This is a genomic window from Mycolicibacterium sp. P4_G11 (genome assembly GCF_056555145.1).
Window position 1 is genome coordinate 173,783 of record NZ_JBFUJW010000008.1, and the last position, 19,879, is coordinate 193,661.

At 66.4% G+C, this 19,879-nt stretch carries 19 protein-coding genes; 7 read left to right on the plus strand and 12 right to left on the minus strand.

Going from position 1 to position 19,879, the window contains the following annotated elements:
* Positions 1 to 2 precede the first annotated feature (2 nt).
* Positions 3 to 485, plus strand: a complete 483-nt coding sequence (locus tag AC1U2B_RS19320; RefSeq protein ID WP_480218036.1) for an AAA family ATPase — start codon at positions 3 to 5, stop codon at positions 483 to 485.
* Here AC1U2B_RS19320 and AC1U2B_RS19325 read toward each other — a convergent pair.
* Complete coding sequence (locus tag AC1U2B_RS19325) at positions 426 to 1,358, minus strand: helix-turn-helix transcriptional regulator (protein ID WP_480218037.1); 933 nt, start codon at positions 1,356 to 1,358, stop codon at positions 426 to 428. The genes AC1U2B_RS19320 and AC1U2B_RS19325 overlap by 60 nt on opposite strands.
* A gap of 118 nt (positions 1,359 to 1,476) precedes the next feature.
* On the opposite strand from AC1U2B_RS19325, the gene AC1U2B_RS19330 reads away from it, so the two are divergent.
* Positions 1,477 to 2,454, plus strand: a complete 978-nt coding sequence (locus AC1U2B_RS19330) for an aldo/keto reductase (RefSeq protein WP_480218038.1) — start codon at positions 1,477 to 1,479, stop codon at positions 2,452 to 2,454.
* Here the strand turns inward: AC1U2B_RS19330 and AC1U2B_RS19335 are convergent, their stop codons facing one another.
* From AC1U2B_RS19335 to rpmH, 11 genes are all read right to left on the minus strand, one after another.
* Positions 2,455 to 5,757, minus strand: a complete 3,303-nt coding sequence (locus AC1U2B_RS19335) for a helix-turn-helix transcriptional regulator (RefSeq protein WP_480218039.1) — start codon at positions 5,755 to 5,757, stop codon at positions 2,455 to 2,457. It abuts the gene before it with no gap.
* A 108-nt stretch (positions 5,758 to 5,865) separates the two neighbouring features.
* Positions 5,866 to 6,807, minus strand: a complete 942-nt coding sequence (gene pip, locus AC1U2B_RS19340; RefSeq protein ID WP_480218040.1) for a prolyl aminopeptidase — start codon at positions 6,805 to 6,807, stop codon at positions 5,866 to 5,868.
* Between the two features lie 89 nt (positions 6,808 to 6,896).
* Positions 6,897 to 7,649 (minus strand): acetyltransferase, encoded by a 753-nt coding sequence (locus AC1U2B_RS19345; protein WP_480218041.1) that lies wholly within the window; start codon positions 7,647 to 7,649, stop codon positions 6,897 to 6,899.
* Positions 7,650 to 7,883: 234 nt separating this feature from the next.
* Positions 7,884 to 8,900: a ParB/RepB/Spo0J family partition protein gene (locus AC1U2B_RS19350; protein ID WP_480218042.1), complete on the minus strand. Its 1,017-nt coding sequence runs from the start codon at positions 8,898 to 8,900 to the stop codon at positions 7,884 to 7,886.
* A gap of 2 nt (positions 8,901 to 8,902) precedes the next feature.
* Positions 8,903 to 9,871: a ParA family protein gene (locus AC1U2B_RS19355; protein WP_377041980.1), complete on the minus strand. Its 969-nt coding sequence runs from the start codon at positions 9,869 to 9,871 to the stop codon at positions 8,903 to 8,905.
* Positions 9,872 to 9,894: 23 nt separating this feature from the next.
* Positions 9,895 to 10,578 (minus strand): 16S rRNA (guanine(527)-N(7))-methyltransferase RsmG, encoded by a 684-nt coding sequence (gene rsmG, locus AC1U2B_RS19360; protein ID WP_418004097.1) that lies wholly within the window; start codon positions 10,576 to 10,578, stop codon positions 9,895 to 9,897.
* Positions 10,579 to 10,644: 66 nt separating this feature from the next.
* Positions 10,645 to 11,199, minus strand: coding sequence for a Jag family protein (locus AC1U2B_RS19365; RefSeq protein WP_071286390.1), 555 nt, complete (start codon positions 11,197 to 11,199; stop codon positions 10,645 to 10,647).
* Between the two features lie 58 nt (positions 11,200 to 11,257).
* Complete coding sequence (yidC, locus tag AC1U2B_RS19370; RefSeq protein WP_480218114.1) at positions 11,258 to 12,271, minus strand: membrane protein insertase YidC; 1,014 nt, start codon at positions 12,269 to 12,271, stop codon at positions 11,258 to 11,260.
* Between the two features lie 43 nt (positions 12,272 to 12,314).
* Positions 12,315 to 12,590 carry a membrane protein insertion efficiency factor YidD gene (gene yidD / locus AC1U2B_RS19375; protein WP_081936537.1) on the minus strand — a complete coding sequence of 92 codons (276 nt, stop codon included), beginning with the start codon at positions 12,588 to 12,590 and terminating at the stop codon, positions 12,315 to 12,317.
* Positions 12,587 to 12,964 (minus strand): ribonuclease P protein component, encoded by a 378-nt coding sequence (rnpA, locus tag AC1U2B_RS19380; protein ID WP_480218043.1) that lies wholly within the window; start codon positions 12,962 to 12,964, stop codon positions 12,587 to 12,589. The genes yidD and rnpA overlap by 4 nt, the downstream gene beginning before the upstream one ends.
* A 22-nt stretch (positions 12,965 to 12,986) precedes the next feature.
* Positions 12,987 to 13,130, minus strand: coding sequence for a 50S ribosomal protein L34 (gene rpmH, locus AC1U2B_RS19385; protein WP_073695092.1), 144 nt, complete (start codon positions 13,128 to 13,130; stop codon positions 12,987 to 12,989).
* Between the two features lie 610 nt (positions 13,131 to 13,740).
* On the opposite strand from rpmH, the gene dnaA reads away from it, so the two are divergent.
* The 5 genes from dnaA to AC1U2B_RS19410 all read left to right on the plus strand — a co-directional run bounded on the left by dnaA (position 13,741) and on the right by AC1U2B_RS19410 (position 19,722).
* Complete coding sequence (gene dnaA / locus AC1U2B_RS19390) at positions 13,741 to 15,210, plus strand: chromosomal replication initiator protein DnaA (protein ID WP_480218044.1); 1,470 nt, start codon at positions 13,741 to 13,743, stop codon at positions 15,208 to 15,210.
* Between the two features lie 627 nt (positions 15,211 to 15,837).
* The gene (gene dnaN / locus AC1U2B_RS19395; protein ID WP_043391472.1) at positions 15,838 to 17,028 is read left to right on the plus strand and encodes a DNA polymerase III subunit beta; all 1,191 of its coding nucleotides are present in this window, start codon (positions 15,838 to 15,840) and stop codon (positions 17,026 to 17,028) included.
* A 10-nt stretch (positions 17,029 to 17,038) separates the two neighbouring features.
* Positions 17,039 to 17,950, plus strand: a complete 912-nt coding sequence (gene gnd / locus AC1U2B_RS19400; RefSeq protein WP_480218115.1) for a phosphogluconate dehydrogenase (NAD(+)-dependent, decarboxylating) — start codon at positions 17,039 to 17,041, stop codon at positions 17,948 to 17,950.
* Entirely contained in the window at positions 17,951 to 19,117 is a 1,167-nt protein-coding gene (gene recF / locus AC1U2B_RS19405; RefSeq protein ID WP_043391467.1) for a DNA replication/repair protein RecF, read from the plus strand.
* A complete protein-coding gene (locus AC1U2B_RS19410; RefSeq protein ID WP_480218045.1) occupies positions 19,114 to 19,722 on the plus strand; it encodes a DUF721 family protein in 609 nt (202 codons plus the stop codon). The genes recF and AC1U2B_RS19410 overlap by 4 nt, the downstream gene beginning before the upstream one ends.
* Positions 19,723 to 19,879: the final 157 nt, after the last annotated feature.

Genomic DNA, 19,879 nt, shown 5'->3' on the forward strand with positions numbered 1-19,879 from the left:
GTATGAGTCGCCACGCGGCGGTCCTCGTCACGGGTATGTCCGGGGTGGGCAAGTCGACGGCACTCGCCGCTCTGGCGCAACGCGGCTACGCCACCGTCGACACCGACGACGGGCCGTGGATCGAAGTCATCGACGGCGAGCCCCTCTGGCAAGAGCCGTTGATCGACGACCTACTGAATCGACGGCGAGAACGGCCGTTGTTCGTTCAGGGCACCGTGGTCAATCAATGGCGGTTCTACGACCGGTTCGACGCGGTCGTACTACTCACCGCCCCAACCGAAGTCATCTTGGACAGGCTGCAGCGCCGGACGAACAATCCGTTCGGCAAGACCACTGACGAGCGCGCCCGGATCCTGGCTGACATCGCAGGCACCGAACCGCTGTTGAGGCAGTCCGCCACCCATGAGATCGAGACGACGCGTCCGCTATCCGAGGTCGTCGACATCCTGGCCGACATCGCGGACGGCGTCGAACCCGGGTTGTGAGGCCCCCCGGGCGCCGGTGGTGGTGTCGGCCCAGCTGGCGAGGAAGCGCAGCGCCTGCTGGTTGGCGCTGTCGGGTTCGGCGGTGAAGACGCTCAGCCGTAGTCCTTGCTCTCCGGGCAATTCGAAGCTCTGGTAGTTCAATTCGAGGTCGCCGACGATGTGGTGGCGCATGCGTTTGGTGCCGCTCGTGTGGCGGCGGACGTTGTGGGAGGCCCAGCGCACCCGGAATTCATCGCTGCGCGTGGACAATTCACCGACCAGATCGGACAACGATTTGTCGTAGGGGTTACGTCCGGCAGCAGCTCGCAGCACCGCGACGATGTCGGTGGCGGCGCGGTCCCAGTCGACGAAGAAGTCCCGCGCGCTCGGGTTCAGAAAGGTGTAGCGCGCGACGTTGGGCGGCTGCACGGTCTCGGCGTGCGTTTCGCTGTAGAGCGCGGCACCGAGTTTGTTGGCCGCGATGATGTCGCCGCGTTCATTGCGGATGTCGGCAGCGGCGTCGGTGATCGCGTCGAGCACCTGCCGCACAACGGGTTTGATCCGCGTCGTCGACGTCGACGCGCGTTTCGTGGCGCGTGCGGCGTTGTCGATGCGCGCCAGATCGAATAGATGGTCACGTTCGGCATCGTCGAGTTGCAGAGCCCGCGCCAGCGCGTCCAGGACGCTGTCGGAGGCGCCGACCAGATTGCCTCGTTCGAGCCGGATGTAGTAGTCCGCGGAGACTCCGGTGAGCATGGCGACTTCTTCGCGGCGCAGTCCTGGCACCTGTCTCTTTCTGCCGAACACCTCGAGGCCGGCCTGCTGCGGCGTGATGCGGGCGCGGCGCGAGGTCAGGAATTCGCGTATCTCGCGGCGGTGGTCCACGGTTCCCACACTATGGCCGGTGCGCCGGGGTGCGGGGGTGTCTGGCAGTACCTGTCATCGCAGGCCCTCCCCGGCCGGCCGATTACGCGGTTGACTCGTTGATGGAACTCAACTGGCCGGAGGGGCAATGAAGTACATCCAACTGCGGGACCTGACCGTGTCGAGAATTGGCCTCGGAGCAATGGGGATGTCGCACGGGTACACCGGTGCCGGCGCCGACGACGCCGAGTCGATCCGGACGATTCACCGTGCCCTCGATCTAGGGCTGACGTTCATCGACACCGCCGAGATCTACGGCCCGTACATCAACGAAGAACTCGTCGGCAAGGCGTTGCAGGGTCGACGCGATCATGTGGTGCTGGCCACCAAGTTCGGTCTGGTGTCCCACACCGGCGAGGGCGCCTGGAACCTCGACAGCAGCCCGGCCAACATCCGCACCGCCGTCGAAGGGTCGCTGCGTCGGTTGGGTACCGACCACATCGATCTGTACTACCAACACCGCGTCGATCCGAACACCCCCATCGAGGACACCGTCGGTGCGGTCGCCGAGCTGGTCGCCGAAGGCAAGGTGCGCCACATCGGGTTGTCGGCGGCGGCCGCCACAACCATCCGGCGCGCCCACGCCACGCACCCGATCACCGCGCTGCAGTCCGAGTACTCGCTGTGGACCCGCGATCTGGAGGCCGAGATCATCCCGACCTTGCGTGAGCTGGGCATCGGACTGGTGCCGTTCTCCCCGCTGGGCCGCGGCTTCCTGACCGGCGCCATCCGCTCCCCCGAACAGTTCGACGACACCGACTTCCGCAAGGACAACCCCCGCTTCACCGGAGAGAACTTCACCCGGAACCTGCGCATCGCCGACGAGGTCAAAGCCGTCGCCGATCAGGTGGGAGCGACCCCGGCCCAGGTGGCGTTGGCCTGGCTGCTGGCGCAAGGCGACGACATCGCTCCCATCCCTGGGACCAAGCGCGTCGCACGGGTGGAGGAGAACATCGCCGCCGACGCGGTGGAGCTGAGCACCGCACAACTGCAGGCCCTGAACACCCTGAGCCCAGCAGTCGGGGAACGCTACAACCCCGAACAGATGGCGATGTACGAGCGCTGATCACTCGTGGTGTGCCGCCTCCTGGATCAGCTGGATCCGGGAGCTGAGGCCGAGCTTGGTGTAGACGTGAGTCAGGTGTGCCTGCACCGTCCGCGGGGAGACGAACAACCGCGTCGCAATGTCCTTGTTGCCCAAGCCTTCACACACCAGTTTCACGACCTCCCGTTCGGCCGGTGTCAGCGAGCCCCAGCCGCTCGCCGGACGCTTGCGCTCGCCGTGGCCGCGTTGGGCGTACGCGATCGCCTCCTCGACCGACAGCCCGGCGCCCTCGGCCCACGCGGCGTCGAAGTCCGTCTCCCCCATCGCCTCCCGCAGGGCCGCCACCGACGCCTCGTAGCCCGCCTGGTGGACCTGGAAGCGAACGGCACCGACGTGTCCGCGAATCGACTCTGCTGCGCCGTAGAGCCGGGCTGCCTCCCGGTGATCGCCGGACAGCGCCGCCAGGCATTCGAAGATCTCCGGAACTCCGGCCGCGGCCCCAATCTCGACAGCAACACCGAGCGCGGCGTGAGCGTCACGTGACGCTTGATCCGGTTGGTCCTGGGCCATCGCCACGCGGGCCCTGGTGATGCCTGCGAGCATCAGATGCCAGCCCACATTCACCCGCACCGCCTCGTCGGCCAGCCGGCGCGCGGCCACCAGATCACCGCCCGCCAGTTCTGCTTCGGCCGTGCGCGCATACGTGGTGACCGCGGCGGCCGGCTGGACACTGAGATGACGTTCGGACGCCAGGCTGGCCGTCCGGGCTGTCGCGACATCGCCATGGGCGAGGGCCGCCGAAGCCAGGGCTGCAGTGCCGACGCCGAGCATGAACTCACCGAGATCTGCCGCTAGCTCCACGGCAGTCTCTGCCGCTGCTCGCGCGGCGGCCGCCTCACCATGCCAAGCCAAGGCGATGCCGAGACCTTGAAGTGCCCCCACTGTCCAGATCGAGTCGTGCGCCGCTTCGGCTTCGGCGACAGCTGCCCGGAAGTGCGCGACGGCGGCGTCCAACTCCCCCTGCATCAGTTGAGCCCACGCGAGATTGGCGCGCCATTCTCGCGAGTCGAATCGGGCGCCGGTGGCCTCGGCGAGATCACGAACGTCCTCGGCGGCCGCACGGGCCGTCACGGGATCTCCGGCCACGCACGCCGCCTGGGCTTGCCAGGTGAGGATCGCACCCAACCGCCAGATGTCGTTCGACGCCCGCGCAATCGGGATGCCCTCCGCGAAGTACTCGTGGGCCAGCCGCGGGTCGTCACTGTTGCCGGCGACGAAGCCGCACGCCGTCAACGCCCGGGCCAACAGAACTGGATCGTCGACCTGTCGCGCAAGGTGCAGGGCCCGCTCCGCCATCTCCAGGCTCCCGGACACACCGGCCCATACATCGAGTACCGCCTTGTCCGCCAGCACCCGTACGTAGGCCACAGGCGCCGCCTGGAGGGTACGCAGGTGCTCGTCGCTCAGCACGCTGCCGAACCACGCCAGCCCTTCCCGAATGCGGCCGCACTTGAGCCACAGCGGCTGCAACGACGACACCATCGTCGCCGCCGCGTCGATGTCCCCGCTGTCCCGGCTCCAGTCGAACGCCGCGCGCAGGTTGTCGATCTCGAGTTCGACGTCGTCGAGACGCGGCTGGTTCCGCGCCGACCGACCGGCCCCATCGAGCACGGCCGCCAGCGCCGCGTAGTGGTCACGATGGCGCACCCGCACCGCGTCGGCTTCGCCCGACTCCCCCAGCTTCTCCAACCCGTACTGGCGCACCGTCTCCAGCAGCCGGTAGCGGGTACCGCCGGCCGTACTCTCGGCGACGACAAGAGACTTGTCCACGAGCAGGCTCAGCTGATCGAGAACCTGATACCGCTCGGCCACATCCGACGCCGCTACCGCCCGGGCGGCCCCCAGATCGAAGCCACCGAGGAATACCGCCAGCCGGCGGAACAGCACGCGCTCGGGCTCACTCAAGAGTGCGTGCGACCAATCCACGGACGCGCGCAACGTCTGCTGCCGCCGCACCGCCGTCCGAGAACTTCCGGTGAGCAACCGGAACCGATCGTGGAGGCTGTCCAGGATCTCGGGCAGCGACAGCGCGCGCAGCCGGGCCGCCGCGAACTCGATCGCCAGCGGCATACCGTCGAGCCGCTGACAGATCTGGGCGACGGTGGCGGCGTTGTCCTCGGTGACGACGAAGTCGGCGCGCGCGAGCCGCGCCCGGTCGGCGAACAGTTCGACGGCCTCGTCAGCGAGCGACAGGGACGGCACCTGCCACACCGCTTCCCCAGGGACACCGAGCGGCTCCCGGCTCGTGGCCAACACGGTGACTCCCGGTGCCGCCCCGAGCAGAGACGCCACGAACGTGGCGCTCGCGTCGAGGACGTGCTCGCAGTTGTCGAGGACCATGAGGAGTCGGCGGTCGCGGACGAACCGCAGCAGGGTGTCCGTCGTGGAGCGGCCGGGTTGGTCGGGCAGCCCGAACACGCGGGCCGCGGTGACCGGCACGGCGTCGGGATTGGTCACCGAAGCCAGGTCGACGAACCAGACGCCGTCGTCGTAGTCGCCGACCGCGCGGGCAGCGACGTGGACCGCCAGCCGCGTCTTGCCCGCGCCACCGGCTCCGCTGAGGGTGACGAGCCGATGCGCGGCCAGGGCGTCGCGCAGATTCGTCGTCTCGGTCTGGCGCCCGATGAAGGTCGTCAACTCGGCGGGCAGTCCGTGCGCGACGACGGAGCCCGGCGCCCGCAGCGGCGGGAAGTCGTTGCGCAGATCCGGGTGACACAACTGCCTGACGCGTTCCGGCCGCGGGAGATCGCGCATCACGTGCGTGCCGAGGTCGGTCAGCGACGCACCGTCCGGGAGCTGATCTTCGGTCAGTGCCGCCGTCACTCCCGACAACAACGTCTGGCCGCCGTGCCCGAGATCCCGGAGTCGCGCGGTGCGGTTGATGGTCGGGCCGATGTAGTTGCCGGCGTCGCGCAGGCGGACCTCGCCGGTGTGGATTCCGATGCGCAGCCGGATCGGTGCCAGCGGCGAGCGCTGCAGATCCAGCGCGCACGCGACCGCGTCCGACGCACAACCGAATGCGACGACGAAGCTGTCGCCCTCCCCCTGCTCGACCGGCCGCACCCCGGCGTGGGTGATGAGTGCGGCGGAGACGGTCTCATCGAGACGCGCGATGGCAGCGGCCATCTGGTCGGGCTGGGTCTCCCAGAGCCGCGTCGAGCCTTCGACGTCAGCCAGCAGTAGCGTCACCGTTCCGGTCGGCAGCTCGCTCACGCCCACGTCGCTCCAGTCCACCAATGGGGTACCCGCACGCAGTTCGCTCATGCTAATCAGCGTGCCGCCGGGGTGGGCCACAAACATCAGCGCAGACGCGTATCTACCCCGGCGCACTGTCCTACGACCCCCGTTGTTTCACGTGGAACCGTCGCGCCGTCAGCTCCGCGGAGTGAACCGCGCGACCGCGTCGGTGATCGCCGCCGCCATCGCGGGGCTGCCCGTGTGGCCGGAGTCCTCGATGATCCGGAGCTGGGCGTCGGGCCATGCCTGCGCGAGTTCCCATGCCGTCCGCACCGGCGCGGAGAGGTCGAGGCGGCCGTGGATCAGCACACCGGGGATGCCGTTGAGTCGATGCGCATCGCGCAGCAGTTGACCGTCTTCGAGCCATGCGGTGTGCGCGAAGTAGTGCGTGCAGATCCGCACGAACGCCAGTCTCGCTGCATCCATCTTCGCCGTGTACTGACCCGGCTTCCCCAGAGTCTCGTGGGCGATCGCGGCGTCTTCCCACGCGCACCAGTCCTGCGCGGCCCGCTCCCGCGCCGCGGCGTCGGGATGCTCCAGCAGCTGCCGGTATGCCTCGACGAGATTCCCGTCCCGGTGCTCCGCCGGCACGCCGTCGCGGAACCGCTCCCACTCGACCGGCCGGACGATCCGCAGCCCGCGGTACAACCAATCGACTTCCTGCGGCCGCGTCATCGTCACGCCGATCAGCACGATGCCGAGCACCCGCTCAGGATGCCGCTGCGCGTAGGCGAGGATCAACGTGGACGCCCAGGAGCCGCCGTAAAGCAGCCACTGTTCGATGCCGAGGTGACGCCGCAGCGCCTCCATGTCGGCGAGCAGATGCTCGGTGGTGTTGCAGGACATGTCCGTCGTCGGATCAGCCGCGCTGGGCACGCTGTCGCCGCAGCCACGTTGATCGAAGGACACGACGCGGAAGAGGGCTGGGTCGAATTGTTTGTGTGCGTTGCGGGAGCGGCCCGCACCCGGTCCGCCGTGGACGATCAGGACCGGGCGGCCGGCCGGATTGCCCCGCGTTTCCCAGTACATCCGATTGCCGTCGCCGACATCGAGCAGGCCCGAGGAATCCGGATTCATCGACGACGCCCCATGGCGGCGAGGGTACGGGAAGGTCGGTGTTTCACGTGGAACCACTCAGTTGGGACTGGCGTCCACGCGGATCGATCTCAGCGCCGCGGTGTCCACAGCACCGGGCTGGGCAGCGCGCCCACCGGCTGCTGCAACACGTTGCTCTCCAGCAGTCGTTCCAGCGCGGCCTCGACGTCAGCCTTCCAGCCGAGTCCCTGCTCCAGCTCCAGTCGCAGTCGCGGGAAATATGGGTGCGGCGCAACGATCTCGAACCCGTTGTCTTGGAGGAAGTCGGCCTCGATCACGCACTGCTCGACGGCGCACTCCCCGAACGCCTCGACCGTCGCCGCCAGCTCTGCCGGGCACGCGTGCGGGCTACCGAGTTGGGCGACCTCTGTCGTGCGGCCGAACGCTTCCAGCGCCCGCACACCACGACGAACCAGATCGGCGACGACGGCCGCGATGAGATGGCGCGACAGCGCCTCGCCGTCTTCACTGGAGTCGACGCCGATGGACGTCAGTAGCACCGCGTCGGGACTGACCGGTCCGGTGGGAAAACGCCCCGCCCGGGGCACTGCGCGCGGCGGCGCATAGAACGCGTAGCCCAGACAGGGTGCGTCATCGTTGGGGTCCTCGGCGCGGTCCGGGTCGCAGGTTACCGCCAGCTGTCCGCACGATCCCCACTCGAGCATGACCATCGACAGCCATGCTTCCTTCTCGAACTCGGGGTCACTGAGATGCTCACTGTCGCCGAGCGCCGACGGGTCGACTTCCCAGAAGACACAACGCCGCGCGTGCTTCGGCAGCCGCTCGAACGATTCGAGGCGCAGCGGCGTGATTCGTGATGTCACCAGACTCCCGTCGTCCGCCCGATCGGATCAGGCTGCCCTTCCAGGATAAAAGAAGCAGGCGCCGCCGACCCGATTTGTTCAGTCCAGATCGACGGCGGCCAAATGCGGCACTGTTCCACGTGAAACATCGCGGTTCCCCTCCCCCGTCCCGCACACCCAAAAAACCTCACCGTCACAGTGACGTAACGGGTCCTGGTGGCTGGTCGGGTTGTCGCAAACCCCAAAATCGGCCAGTTAGCCCTGTTCGGTCTTCATCAGTTCGACGATGCGCTGGAGGTCGTCCACCGAGCCGAACTCGACGACGATCTTGCCTTTGCGCTTACCCAGGCTCACGGTCACCTTGGTGTCGAACGCGGTCGACAACTGCTCGGCCACATCCTGCAGCCCGGGCATCTGGATCGGCTTGCGCTTCGGTGCCGGCGTCGGCTTGTCACCGTCGCGGTTGGCCAGGGTGACGGCTTCTTCCGTCGCGCGCACCGACAGCCCCTCGGCCACGATCCGGGCGGCTAGCTCCTCTTGCTTCTCCGCTCCCCCTTCGAGCGCCAGCAGGGCACGGGCGTGGCCGGCCGACAGCACACCGGCGGCGACCCGACGCTGCACCGCGATGGGCAGCTTCAGCAGACGGATCATGTTGGTGATGACCGGACGCGACCGGCCGATGCGGGTCGCGAGTTCCTCGTGGGTGACGTCGAACTCTTCCAGCAGCTGCTGGTAGGCCGACGCCTCTTCGAGCGGGTTCAGCTGGACCCGGTGAATGTTCTCGAGCAGCGCGTCGCGCAACATGTTGTCGTCGGCGGTCTCGCGCACGATCGCCGGGATAGCGGTGAGGCCGGCCTCCTGCGAGGCACGCCACCGCCGCTCACCCATGATCAGCTGGTACTTGTGCGGGCCCGACGGCTCGCTCAGCTCGCGCACCACGATGGGCTGCATGAGGCCGAACTCGCGGATGGAGTGCACGAGCTCGGCGAGCGCGTCACCGTCGAAGACAGTCCGCGGCTGGCGCGGGTTCGGCTGGATCTCCACCGGCTCGATCTCGCGGTACACCGCACCGATGGCTTCGGCTTCCGCCTTGGCCGCTGCCGCGGCCGCGGTGCCGTTGGTCGGGATCGACGGTGCCCCACCGATCACCACGTCGGCGGCGGCGGACCCCATCCGCAGCGAGGTGTCCTGCTGCTCGTCTTCGGGTGCACCGGTCGGGATGAGCGCCGCCAGTCCCCGACCGAGTCCGCTGCGCTTACGTGGCTGCGACATCGTTACTTCCTCACTCCGTGCTCGCCACGCTGGGCGAGTTCACGACTGGCGTCCAAATAGCTCATTGCTCCACGTGATCCCGGGTCGTAATCCAGGATCGTCATGCCGTACCCCGGAGCCTCGGAAACCTTGACGCTGCGTGGGATGACGGTCCGCAAAACCTTATCGCCAAAATGGTCGCGGACATCCATCGCGACCTGGTCGGCGAGTTTGGTGCGGCCGTCGTACATGGTGAGGACGACGGTCGTGACGTCGAGGTGGGGATTCAGGTGCGCCTTGACCATCTCGATGTTGCGGAGCAGCTGACCGACACCTTCCAGGGCGTAGTACTCGCACTGGATCGGGATGAGCACTTCCGGCGCCGCGACAAGCGCGTTGATGGTCAGCAGACCCAACGAGGGCGGGCAGTCGATGAAGACGTAGTCGAAGTTGTGGTCTTTCAGCGTGGCGAGCGCGTTCCGCAGCCGCGTTTCACGTGCCACCATGCTGACCAACTCGATCTCGGCGCCGGCAAGGTCGATGGTCGCCGGAACGCAGTACAGGCGCTCGTTGTGCGGGCTGCGCTGCAGCGCGCTCTCCAGGGTGATCTCCCCGATCAGCACCTCGTACGACGACGCGGTACCCGGGCGGTGCTCGATGCCCAGCGCCGTGCTGGCGTTGCCCTGCGGGTCCAGGTCGATGACCAGAACGTTCAGACCCTGCAGCGCCAGGGCCGCGGCCATGTTGACCGCGGTGGTGGTCTTACCGACGCCACCCTTCTGGTTGGCGATCGTGAACACCCGCTGGTGCTCCGGGCGCGGCAGCTGCTGTCCCTTGGCTCCGTGAATGATCTGGACCGCGCGTTCGGCTTCCGCCCCGATCGGCGTATCCATGGTCACGCTTGGGGTCCACGTTTCACGTGAAACATCGGCATCGATTGCTGCCTTTCCTGATGTGGCGGCCGGGTCGGCCGCTTTTGAAACCTGGGACATGTTGCTCCCCCTGGCCGGCGATGTCATCGCCGGTTCTTCACCGCTCGGCCGGTCCCTGCGCGCTTGGCTCCGCGCGTCGCCACGACCACGGTTGCGGGCGGAGTCAAATAGTTCACGCCACATTTCACCACCCTTACGTCCACAGCACCGAGTGAGTTGAGTGCCCGACGATGTTCGACGATTTCGTCGGCCGCCCGCTCCCCCTTGAGGGCCAACATCCGGCCATCGACTTTCAGCAGTGGCAGGCTCCACTTGGCCAGCTTGTCGAGGGCGGCCACCGCTCGGGAGGTCACTACGTCGAGCTCCCCTGCCTCGGCCCGCACCGCCCGCTCCTCGGCGCGACCCCGAATCACGGTCACGTCGATACCGAGCTCGGCCACGACTTCCCGAAGGAAGTCGGCACGGCGCAGCAGCGGCTCGATCAGAACCACGTGAACGTCGGGCCGAGCGAGCGCCAACGGGATCCCCGGCAGGCCGGCTCCACTGCCGATATCGCCGATTCGTTCGCCGCTGGAGACCAACTCACCTATAGCGGCGCAATTCATCACGTGACGGTCCCACAGTCGGCTGACTTCGGACGGTCCGATCAGTCCGCGTTCGATTCCGTCGCCCGCGAGGATCTCCGCATAGCGCTGTGCCAGCTCGGCACGGTCACCAAAAACGTCGACGGCGGCGGCCGGTGGGGATGGGGCGTCACCATGTTTCACGTGAAACAGCCTCCGCTTTCCCCGCCAGCTCGCCGCCGACGAACAACATCGATGTAATTAAGGTGCTCAATCAGGCAGGACAACCACCCGGCGAGACGGCTCCACGCCCTCGCTCTCGCTGTGCACGCCATCCACGGCCGCCACGGCGTCGTGCACGATCTTGCGCTCGAACGGCGTCATCGGCGACAGCTCTTCGCGCTCGCCCGAGGCCAGCACCCGGTCTGCCACCTTCTGGCCGAGCGCTGCCAGTTCATCACGCCGCTGCCGACGCCACTTGGCGATGTCCAGCATCAGCCGGCTGCGCTCGCCGGTCTTCTGGTGCACGGCCAACCGGGTCAGCTCCTGGAGTGCATCCAGCACCTCGCCCTTGCGACCGACCAGCTTCGTCAGATCGTTGCCACCGTCGATGCTGACGATCGCGCGGTCCCCTTCGACGTCCAGATCGATGTCACCATCGAAGTCCAGCAGATCGAGGAGTTCCTCGAGGTAATCCCCGGCGATCTCACCTTCGGCGACCAGACGCTCTTCGAGATCGTCGCCCTTGCTTGCAGGAGCGGCCGCAGTCGTCGTCGGGGCCTCGGCCTCGATGCCGGCTTCCGCCTGCGTTTCTGTGTCTGTCATATCCCTGCCTTCTCCCTCTTGCACCGGCCGTCGCTCAGGGTCTTTACCCTCTGGCCGGTCAACGCTTCTTCTTGTTGGGCTTGGCACCCGGGGCCGGCTTCGAGCCCGCAGAATCGGACTCCGTCGTGCCGTCGAGCTCCGTACCGGTCTGTTCGACGTCGGCGCCGGTGCTCGCCGCGGCAGCCGGCGGATTGCCCTTCTTCGACCTGTTCGGCTTCACACCGGGTGCGGGGGCGTTGGCGGAGCGACGTGCGATCGCCTGCTCCTTCTCCTCCGCCTCACGCTTCTCGATCCGGTTGAACACCACATGCTGCTGGCCGTAGGTCCAGATGTTGTTGGCCACCCAGTACATCAGGATGGCGATCGGCAGGAACGGCCCGGAGACCACCACACCCAACGGGAACACGTACAGCGCGAGCTTGTTCATCAGCGCGGTCTGCGGGTTGCCGGCCGCTTCGGGACTCTGCCGGGCCACCGACGCGCGGCTGTTCATGTGCGTGGCGATACCGGACACGATCATCAGCGGGATGCCGACCAGGATCACCGACATGCGGTCGAAGTGGGCGAACGCCTTGAGGCTCTCGCCGGTCTGAATCATGGTGGCGCCCAACGGCGCACCGAAAAAGTCCGTGTTCAGGAAGTGGCTGACGTCGACGGCACTGAAGAAGTAGTTGCCGGTCGTCCGGTTCTCTTCCAGGGACAGTGCCTGCGCCCCGATCCCCATCCCGGCACCCTCAGTCCGGTTGAACGACCGCAGAACGTGGAACAGGCCAAGGAACACCGGAATCTGCGCCAGCATCGGCAGACAGCCCAGGAGCGGGTTGAAACCGTGTTCGCTCTGCAGCTTCTGCATCTCGAGCGCGAGCCGCTGCCGGTCTTTGCCGTACTTCTTCTGCAGTTCCTTGATCTGGGGCTGCAGTTCCTGCATCTGACGGGTGGTCTCGATCTGGCGGACGAACGGCCGGTACAGGATGGCACGCAGGGTGAACACCAGGAACATCACCGACAGGCCCCAGGCGAAGAAGTTCTCCGCGCCGAGGATCGCGCCGAAGAGCTTGTACCAGAGCCACATGATCCCCGATACCGGGTAATAGATGTAGTCCAGGCTGAACCAGTTAAAAGACAAGCGAATCGCTCCTTGACTGCGCGGCGGTTGCCGCGGACCGTCTTTCGGGGATGGGGTCCCATCCCCCGTGATGCCACGGGCCACACTTGGCCAGCCGGACTGTCGTCAACCAACAACCGCGGAAGAGACCGTGTTCGGTGAGCGCCTCGACGGCGTATTCACTACAGGTGGGGCTGAACCGGCAGCTGGGCAGACGCATCGGCGACACCATGTTGCGGTACAGCTCGATGAGAAAGATCAGCCCGCGGGCCAGCCGTCCTGTCATTGCCGGGATCCGGACTTTGCGTGAGCGCGCTGCACAGCCGCTCGTAGTTCGTCCTGCAGCGTGGCGGTGGCCGCCTCGCGACTGCCGGGCAGGGCCCGGATCACCAATAGCTCGCCGCTCCGCAGCTCGGGCAGCAGATCACGACTGGCATGACGGAGCTGACGGGACACCCGGTGTCGCTGGACGGCATTGCCGACCGATTTACCTACGACGAGACCGACTTTCGGCGCGTCCTCGGTGTTCGACTCGGCGCCGTCGGGAACTCCGGGTGCCAACGAATGCACCACGAGATCCCGCTGTGCCGCACGGACACCGCGGTTCACGGTGACTCGAAAGTCTGTCGAGCGCGTCATCCGGTTACGAGCCGGAAGCACGGTGCTTCGATCCTGCGTCAGGTCACGCAGTGAGAGAGCGACGGCCCTTGCCGCGGCGTGCCGACACGATGGCGCGGCCGGCGCGGGTCCGCATACGCAGACGGAAGCCGTGCACACGAGCCCGACGGCGGTTGTTCGGCTGGAAAGTCCGCTTGCCCTTGGCCACGGCTATATCTCCTCAACTATGTGACGCCCGCACTCGCCACCGACATGAACGAGTCATGCCGGTGGGCACGGTCGTCGCTGGTAAGCGCACGCATCTTGCTTGCTAGCCGGCGCGGTACCGATAAAGTTCGTGGCAGAACTTCCCCAGTCGCAGCCGTATCACCACTTGTGGGCGACTGTTCGAGGGTACTGATCTGGATTCCCCGGGTCAAACCTCGCCGTCCCACGTCAGGAACCGTTACCGCATCGAGAGGGAAGCGCAGCGGGAACGCGCTTGTGCTCGTCACAGTTGTAACACTCGCAACGTGGCAAGCCGACACGCCCAAGAACCTCGAACCAATGTTGCCGAACGGTTGGCGGACGAACAGAAAACTTGTTAGCTTCTGCCAATGCCGTTGTACGACGGCGCAAGACAACAAGCCAGAGAGGTCCCGACGCTACGAGCCCACAGACGTTCCTGTGACGAGCCTCAGCGCGCGGGCTTCCTGCATGCAAAACACGAGCACGACGGCATTCTTCTACTTTGTCCACAGTCTGTGGATAACTATGTGGACAGATTGTCGTCGTTTTATTGAGCCGCCGGTCAGGCGGCTCCGAGGGGGTAGTAGTCGTTGACCGCTAGCCCGGGTGCATCGTTCACCGACATCTGGAAAAGCGTGGTTGCCGAACTCAACGGTGACCTCGGCGGCACCACGACGCTGACCGCCCAACAACGGGCCTGGTTGCGCATGGTTCAGCCGCTGGTGCTGACCGAAGGTTTCGCGTTGCTGTCGGTGCCGACCCAGTTCGTCCAGAACGAGATCGAACGCCACCTGCGCGAACCGATCATCGCCGCGTTGAGCCGGCACCTCGGACAGCGCGTTGACCTGGGCGTTCGTATCGCAGTCCCGGACATCGACGACCGATCGGTGCCGTCGGAGCCGGCTGAGGCCCCCGAGCCCGAACCGCTCACCGCGGCCGACGACCTCGACGACGACACCGAAGAGCTTTCGAGCGCGGAGGAGAGCTGGCCCCGGTATTTCAACCGGCCGCCCGCCGACGAATCCGCTGATCTGAGCCTGAACCGGCGCTACACCTTCGACACTTTTGTCATCGGGGCGTCCAACCGGTTCGCGCACGCCGCGACATTGGCCATCGCCGAGGCGCCGGCCCGGGCCTACAACCCGCTGTTCATCTGGGGTGAGTCGGGCCTGGGCAAGACGCACCTGCTGCATGCGGCGGGTAATTACGCGCAGAAGCTCTTCCCGGGTATGCGAGTGAAGTACGTCTCGACCGAGCAGTTCACCAACGACTTCATCAACTCGTTGCGTGACGACCGGACGGCGTCGTTCAAGCGCAGCTTCCGCGACATCGACGTGCTGCTGGTCGACGACATCCAGTTCATCGAAGGCAAGGAAAGCACTCAGGAAGAGTTCTTCCACACCTTCAATACGCTGCACAACGCGAACAAGCAGATCGTCATCTCGTCGGACCGGCCGCCGAAACAGCTTGCGACGCTGGAAGACCGGCTGCGCACTCGATTCGAATGGGGTCTGATCACCGACGTTCAGCCGCCCGAGCTGGAGACGCGCATCGCGATCCTGCGCAAGAAGGCGCAGATGGATCGCCTGGATGTGCCGGACGACGTGCTGGAGCTGATTGCCAGTCGCATCGACCGCAATATCCGCGAGCTCGAGGGTGCGTTGATCCGCGTGACGGCGTTCGCGTCGCTCAACAAGACGATGATCGACAAGTCCCTGGCTGAGATTGTGCTGCGAGATCTCATCGCCGACGCCGGCACCACCCAGATCAGTATCGCCACGATCATGGCGGCCACGGCCGAGTACTTCGAGACCAGCGTCGAGGAGCTTCGCGGCCCCGGAAAGACCCGCGCCGTCGCGCTCTCCCGGCAGATCGCCATGTATCTGTGCCGGGAGCTCACGGACCTGTCATTGCCGCGGATCGGCCAGGCCTTCGGCCGCGACCACACCACGGTGATGTACGCCGAGCGCAAGATCAAGAAGGAAATGGCTTCGCGGCGTGAGGTTTTCGATCACGTCAAAGAGCTCACCACCCGGATCCGGCAGCGTTCCAAGCACTGAATCCGTCTCTTCCAACACCGGCCCCGGGCGATCACGCCTGTGGGCCGGTGTTGTTTTTCGGCACAAGCGTGCTCTTCCCATCGCCCGGATCCGACGAGATCCAGGCCGATTTTCGCACCGTCGTGCCGGTTCGTCAGAAAAAACTTTGGCATCACAGGCATCTTTTGTCACACGATTCGGCTGTGCACAGCGCTGTGTACTACATGGGATAAACCCTGGGATTTTGCTCAGAACAATCCACACGGCCAGATCGCTCCACAAATACACGGATTGGATTAACGGCGCCTGCACAGTCTGCGCACAGGCCGGGATCCCGCCGGTGAGCCCTCCACCAGCAACTCCGTGGATCCATCCACAGCGTGCACAACCCCTATTACTAATACCTTTAGATCTCTCTAGATCTTCTTCTAAAAGCAGTCCGGTGGGGAAACTCCCGGTGGACAACCGGATCCCGACAGGTTTCCGGGGGTCATCGCGCGCTCTCCGGCCTGATCGTTTAGCTTTCAACTTCACGCGGAACGCTCTACGGTGTTGTTCGATAGCCGGAACCAACGCCGATGCGTGGTGCCTTCGCCTCACGGCGGGATCCGGCAGGCAAGCGTGGTGGGGTTACAGCGAAGGGACGCTATGGACGTGGCGACGACAGCGGGTCTGACCGATTTGAAGTTCCGTCTGGTTCGGGAAGATTTCGCCGACGCCGTGGCCTGGGTGGCCCGGATCCTGCCGTCCCGGCCGCTCAACCCGGTCCTGGCCGGTGTGCTGCTGACCGGCTCCGACGACGGTCTGACCATCTCCGGATACGACTACGAGGTATCCGCCGAAGTCCGCGTCGCTGCCGAAATCTCTTCTCCTGGAAGCGTTTTGGTGTCGGGCAAGCTGCTCTCGGACATCACTCGCGCACTGCCGGCCAAGCCCGTCGAACTCAGCGTCGAAGGCACCCGGGTGGCGCTGAGCTGCGGTAGCGCCCGCTTCTCGCTGCCGACCATGGCGGTCGAGGACTACCCCGCGCTGCCGGCCCTGCCGGACGAGACCGGCGTCGTGCCCGCCAGCGTTTTCTCCGAGGCCATCGGCCAGGTGGCGGTCGCCGCCGGCCGCGATGACACCCTGCCGATGCTGACCGGTGTCCGCGTCGAGATCTCGGGCGAGAAGGTCGTCCTGGCGGCGACCGACCGCTTCCGTCTCGCGGTTCGTGAGCTCACGTGGAATTCCGCGGTGCCGGATCTCGAAGCCGCCGTGCTGGTGCCGGCCAAGACCCTCGCGGAGTCGGCCAAGTCAGGATCCGACGGCAACGAGGTGCACCTGTCGCTGGGTGCCGGTCAGGCCGTCGGCAAGGACGGGATGCTGGGTATCCGCAGCAACGGCAAGCGCACCACCACGCGCCTGCTGGATGCCGAATTTCCGAAATTCCGCCAGCTGCTGCCGGCTGAGCACACCGCGGTGGCCACCATCGGTGTCGCCGAGCTCGCCGAAGCCATCAAGCGTGTCGCGCTGGTCGCCGACCGTGGTGCCCAGGTCCGGATGGAGTTCGCCGACGACATCCTGCGGCTGTCGGCCGGTGCCGACGACGTCGGTCGCGCCGAGGAAGACCTGCCGGTCGAGTTCTACGGTGAGCCGCTCACCATCGCGTTCAACCCCACCTATCTCACCGACGGGTTGGGTTCGCTGCACGCCGACCGCGTCACTTTCGGCTTCACCACCCCCAGCAAGCCTGCGGTGTTGCGTCCGGCCGGGGAGAATCAGTACTCGGGATCCGGACCGTTCCCCGCCGGGGACACCGACTACGTGTACTTGTTGATGCCAGTGCGCCTGCCGGGCTGACCGGAACCGAATAGCGGAGGACGCACACATGCAGCTGGGGTTGATCGGCCTCGGAAAAATGGGCTTCAACATGCGCGAGCGTCTGCGCGGTGGCGGCCACGAAGTCATCGGATACGACCCGCGGCCCGAGGTCAGCGACGTGCCGTCACTCGCGGCCCTCGCCGAGCAGCTCGAAGCGCCGCGCGTGGTGTGGGTCATGGTGCCCTCGGGTGAGATCACCCGCGAGACCATCGAGGATCTCGCCGGGGTGCTGAGCTCCGGTGACCTGGTGATCGACGGCGGTAACTCCCGCTACACCGAAGACGGTATTCACGCAAAACTGTTGGCGGACAAGGGTATCGGCTTCATCGACGCCGGGGTTTCCGGTGGTGTCTGGGGATTGACCGAGGGCTACGGCCTGATGATCGGCGGCAGTGACGACGACGTCGCGCGCGTCATGCCGATCTTCGAGACGCTGCGGCCCGAGGGAGATCTCGCCGACGGCTTCGTCCACGCGGGCCCGGTCGGTGCCGGACATTTCGCCAAGATGGTGCACAACGGCGTCGAGTACGCGCTGATGACCGCCTACGGCGAGGGTTACGAGATGCTCGCCGCCGAGCCACTGATCAAGAGTCCGCAGGCGGTGTACCAGGCCTGGTCCAACGGCACCGTCGTGCGGTCCTGGCTGCAGCAGCTGCTGGCCAAGGCGCTCAAGGAAGATCCCCAGTTGGCCGACATCAGCGGCTACACCGAGGACTCCGGTGAAGGCCGGTGGACGGTTGAGGAAGCCATCCGGTTGCGGGTCCCCGTGCCGGGCATCGCGGCGTCGCTGTTCGCGCGGTTCCTGTCTCGACAGGAGGACTCGCCGACCATGAAAGCCGTTGCAGCACTTCGTAATCAGTTCGGTGGCCACGCCGTGCAGAGGGTCAGTAAGTCCGGCTAGGTGTTCGTTCGACAGCTCACCCTGACCGACTTCCGATCATGGCCGCGGCTCGACCTGGAACTGGCTCCGGGTCGGACCGTGTTCGTCGGCCAGAACGGTTTCGGCAAGACCAATATCGTTGAGGCCCTGTGGTATACCGCCACACTCGGGTCTCACCGGGTGGCGTCCGACGCACCCTTGATCCGGTCTGGCTGTGAGCGGGCGGTGGTGTCCACCATCGTCGTCAACGAGGGCCGGGAACTGGCGGTGGATCTCGACATCACCGCCGGCCGCGCGAACAAAGCCCGGCTGAACCGCTCCCCCGTCCGGTCGGCCCGCGAAATTCTCGGCGCCCTTCGGGCGGTGTTGTTCGCACCGGAAGATTTGTCGTTGGTTCGCGGCGATCCCGGGGAGCGTCGACGCTATCTCGATGAACTGGCCAGCACCCGTCGGCCCCGGTTGGGCGGGGTGCGCGCGGATTACGAAAAAGTCGTCCGGCAGCGCACCGCGTTGCTGAAATCCGCGGGTGCCAGCCGTTTTCGCGGCAGTGACGCCGGCGCGCTGGAAACCCTCGACGTCTGGGACGGTCATCTCGCCAGTCACGGGGCCGAGCTGATCGCGGCCCGCGTCGACCTGATCAACGAACTGCACCCGGAGATCACGAAGGCCTACCACCTGCTGGCGCCGTCGTCGCGGCCCGCGTCGGTGCGCTACCGCAGTTCCGTGGCGGCCGTCGAGGAACAGGCCGGCACCGGGTCGACCGACATCGCGGCGTATCAGACCGCACTGCTCGACGAACTCACGCGGCGCCGAACCGCGGAACTCGAGCGCGGCGTGTGCCTCGTCGGCCCGCACCGCGATGATCTCGAGCTGCGCCTCGGCGACCAGCTCGCGAAAGGTTTTGCCAGCCACGGCGAATCGTGGTCCATGGCCCTGGCGCTGCGGCTGGGCGCGTACGAACTGCTGCGCACCGACGGCACCGACCCGGTCCTGCTCCTTGATGATGTCTTCGCCGAACTCGATTCGGCACGCCGTCGGGCGCTCGCTGACGTGGCACAATCGGCGGAGCAGGTTTTGGTCACTGCCGCGGTGCCCGATGACATTCCCCAAGACTGGGACGGCACCCGGATCAATGTGGTGATGCGCGACGACGACGACGGCGGGCGGATTTCGGTGGTGGACGCATGAGCGAGGCTGACCGAGCGAATCAACCGGACGGGGCAGACGAGCCCGCGAAGCCTGAGCTGCCGGAAAGTGCTTTCCCGCCACCGCATCTCGCCCATCTCAAGGGCATGGATCTGGTGCGCCGCACGCTGGAGGAAGCGCGCGGCGCGGCCCGCAGTCAAGGAAAAGATGTCGGCCGGGGCCGGAACGCGCCCGTCTCCAAGGCTCGCCGCGGCGGCGGCCGGCGCACCTGGTCCGGACCCGGGCCCGATCGCCGGGACCCGCAGTTGCTGGGCTCGGCCACCATGGATATGGCCCGCAACCGGGGCTGGTCGGGCCGGATGGCCGAAGGATCGGTGTTCGGCCAGTGGTCGACGGTGGTCGGCGACCAGATCGCGGAGCACGCCTCCCCCACCTCACTACGCGAGGGCATTCTGACGGTGACGGCGGAATCCACGGCCTGGGCCACCCAGTTGCGGATGGTGCAGTCCCAGATTTTGGCGAAAATCGCGGCCGCCGTCGGCGACGGGGTCGTCACGTCGCTGAAAATCCTGGGTCCGTCGGGGCCGACGTGGAAGCAGGGCCCGCGTAATTACGGGGCCCGCGGTCCCCGCGACACCTTCGGCTGAGGCCGATTTCGGGCGTCTCTGAGCGCGCCGATGCGTCCAAGATGACGCCCCTGGAGCGTCCGGAGGCGACGTCACCCGAGAAATTCCCCGCACGGCGCGAACAGACGTGTCAAAACGCTGTCAGAAAGTCAGTGCCGTCGGCCCCTACCGGTAGACT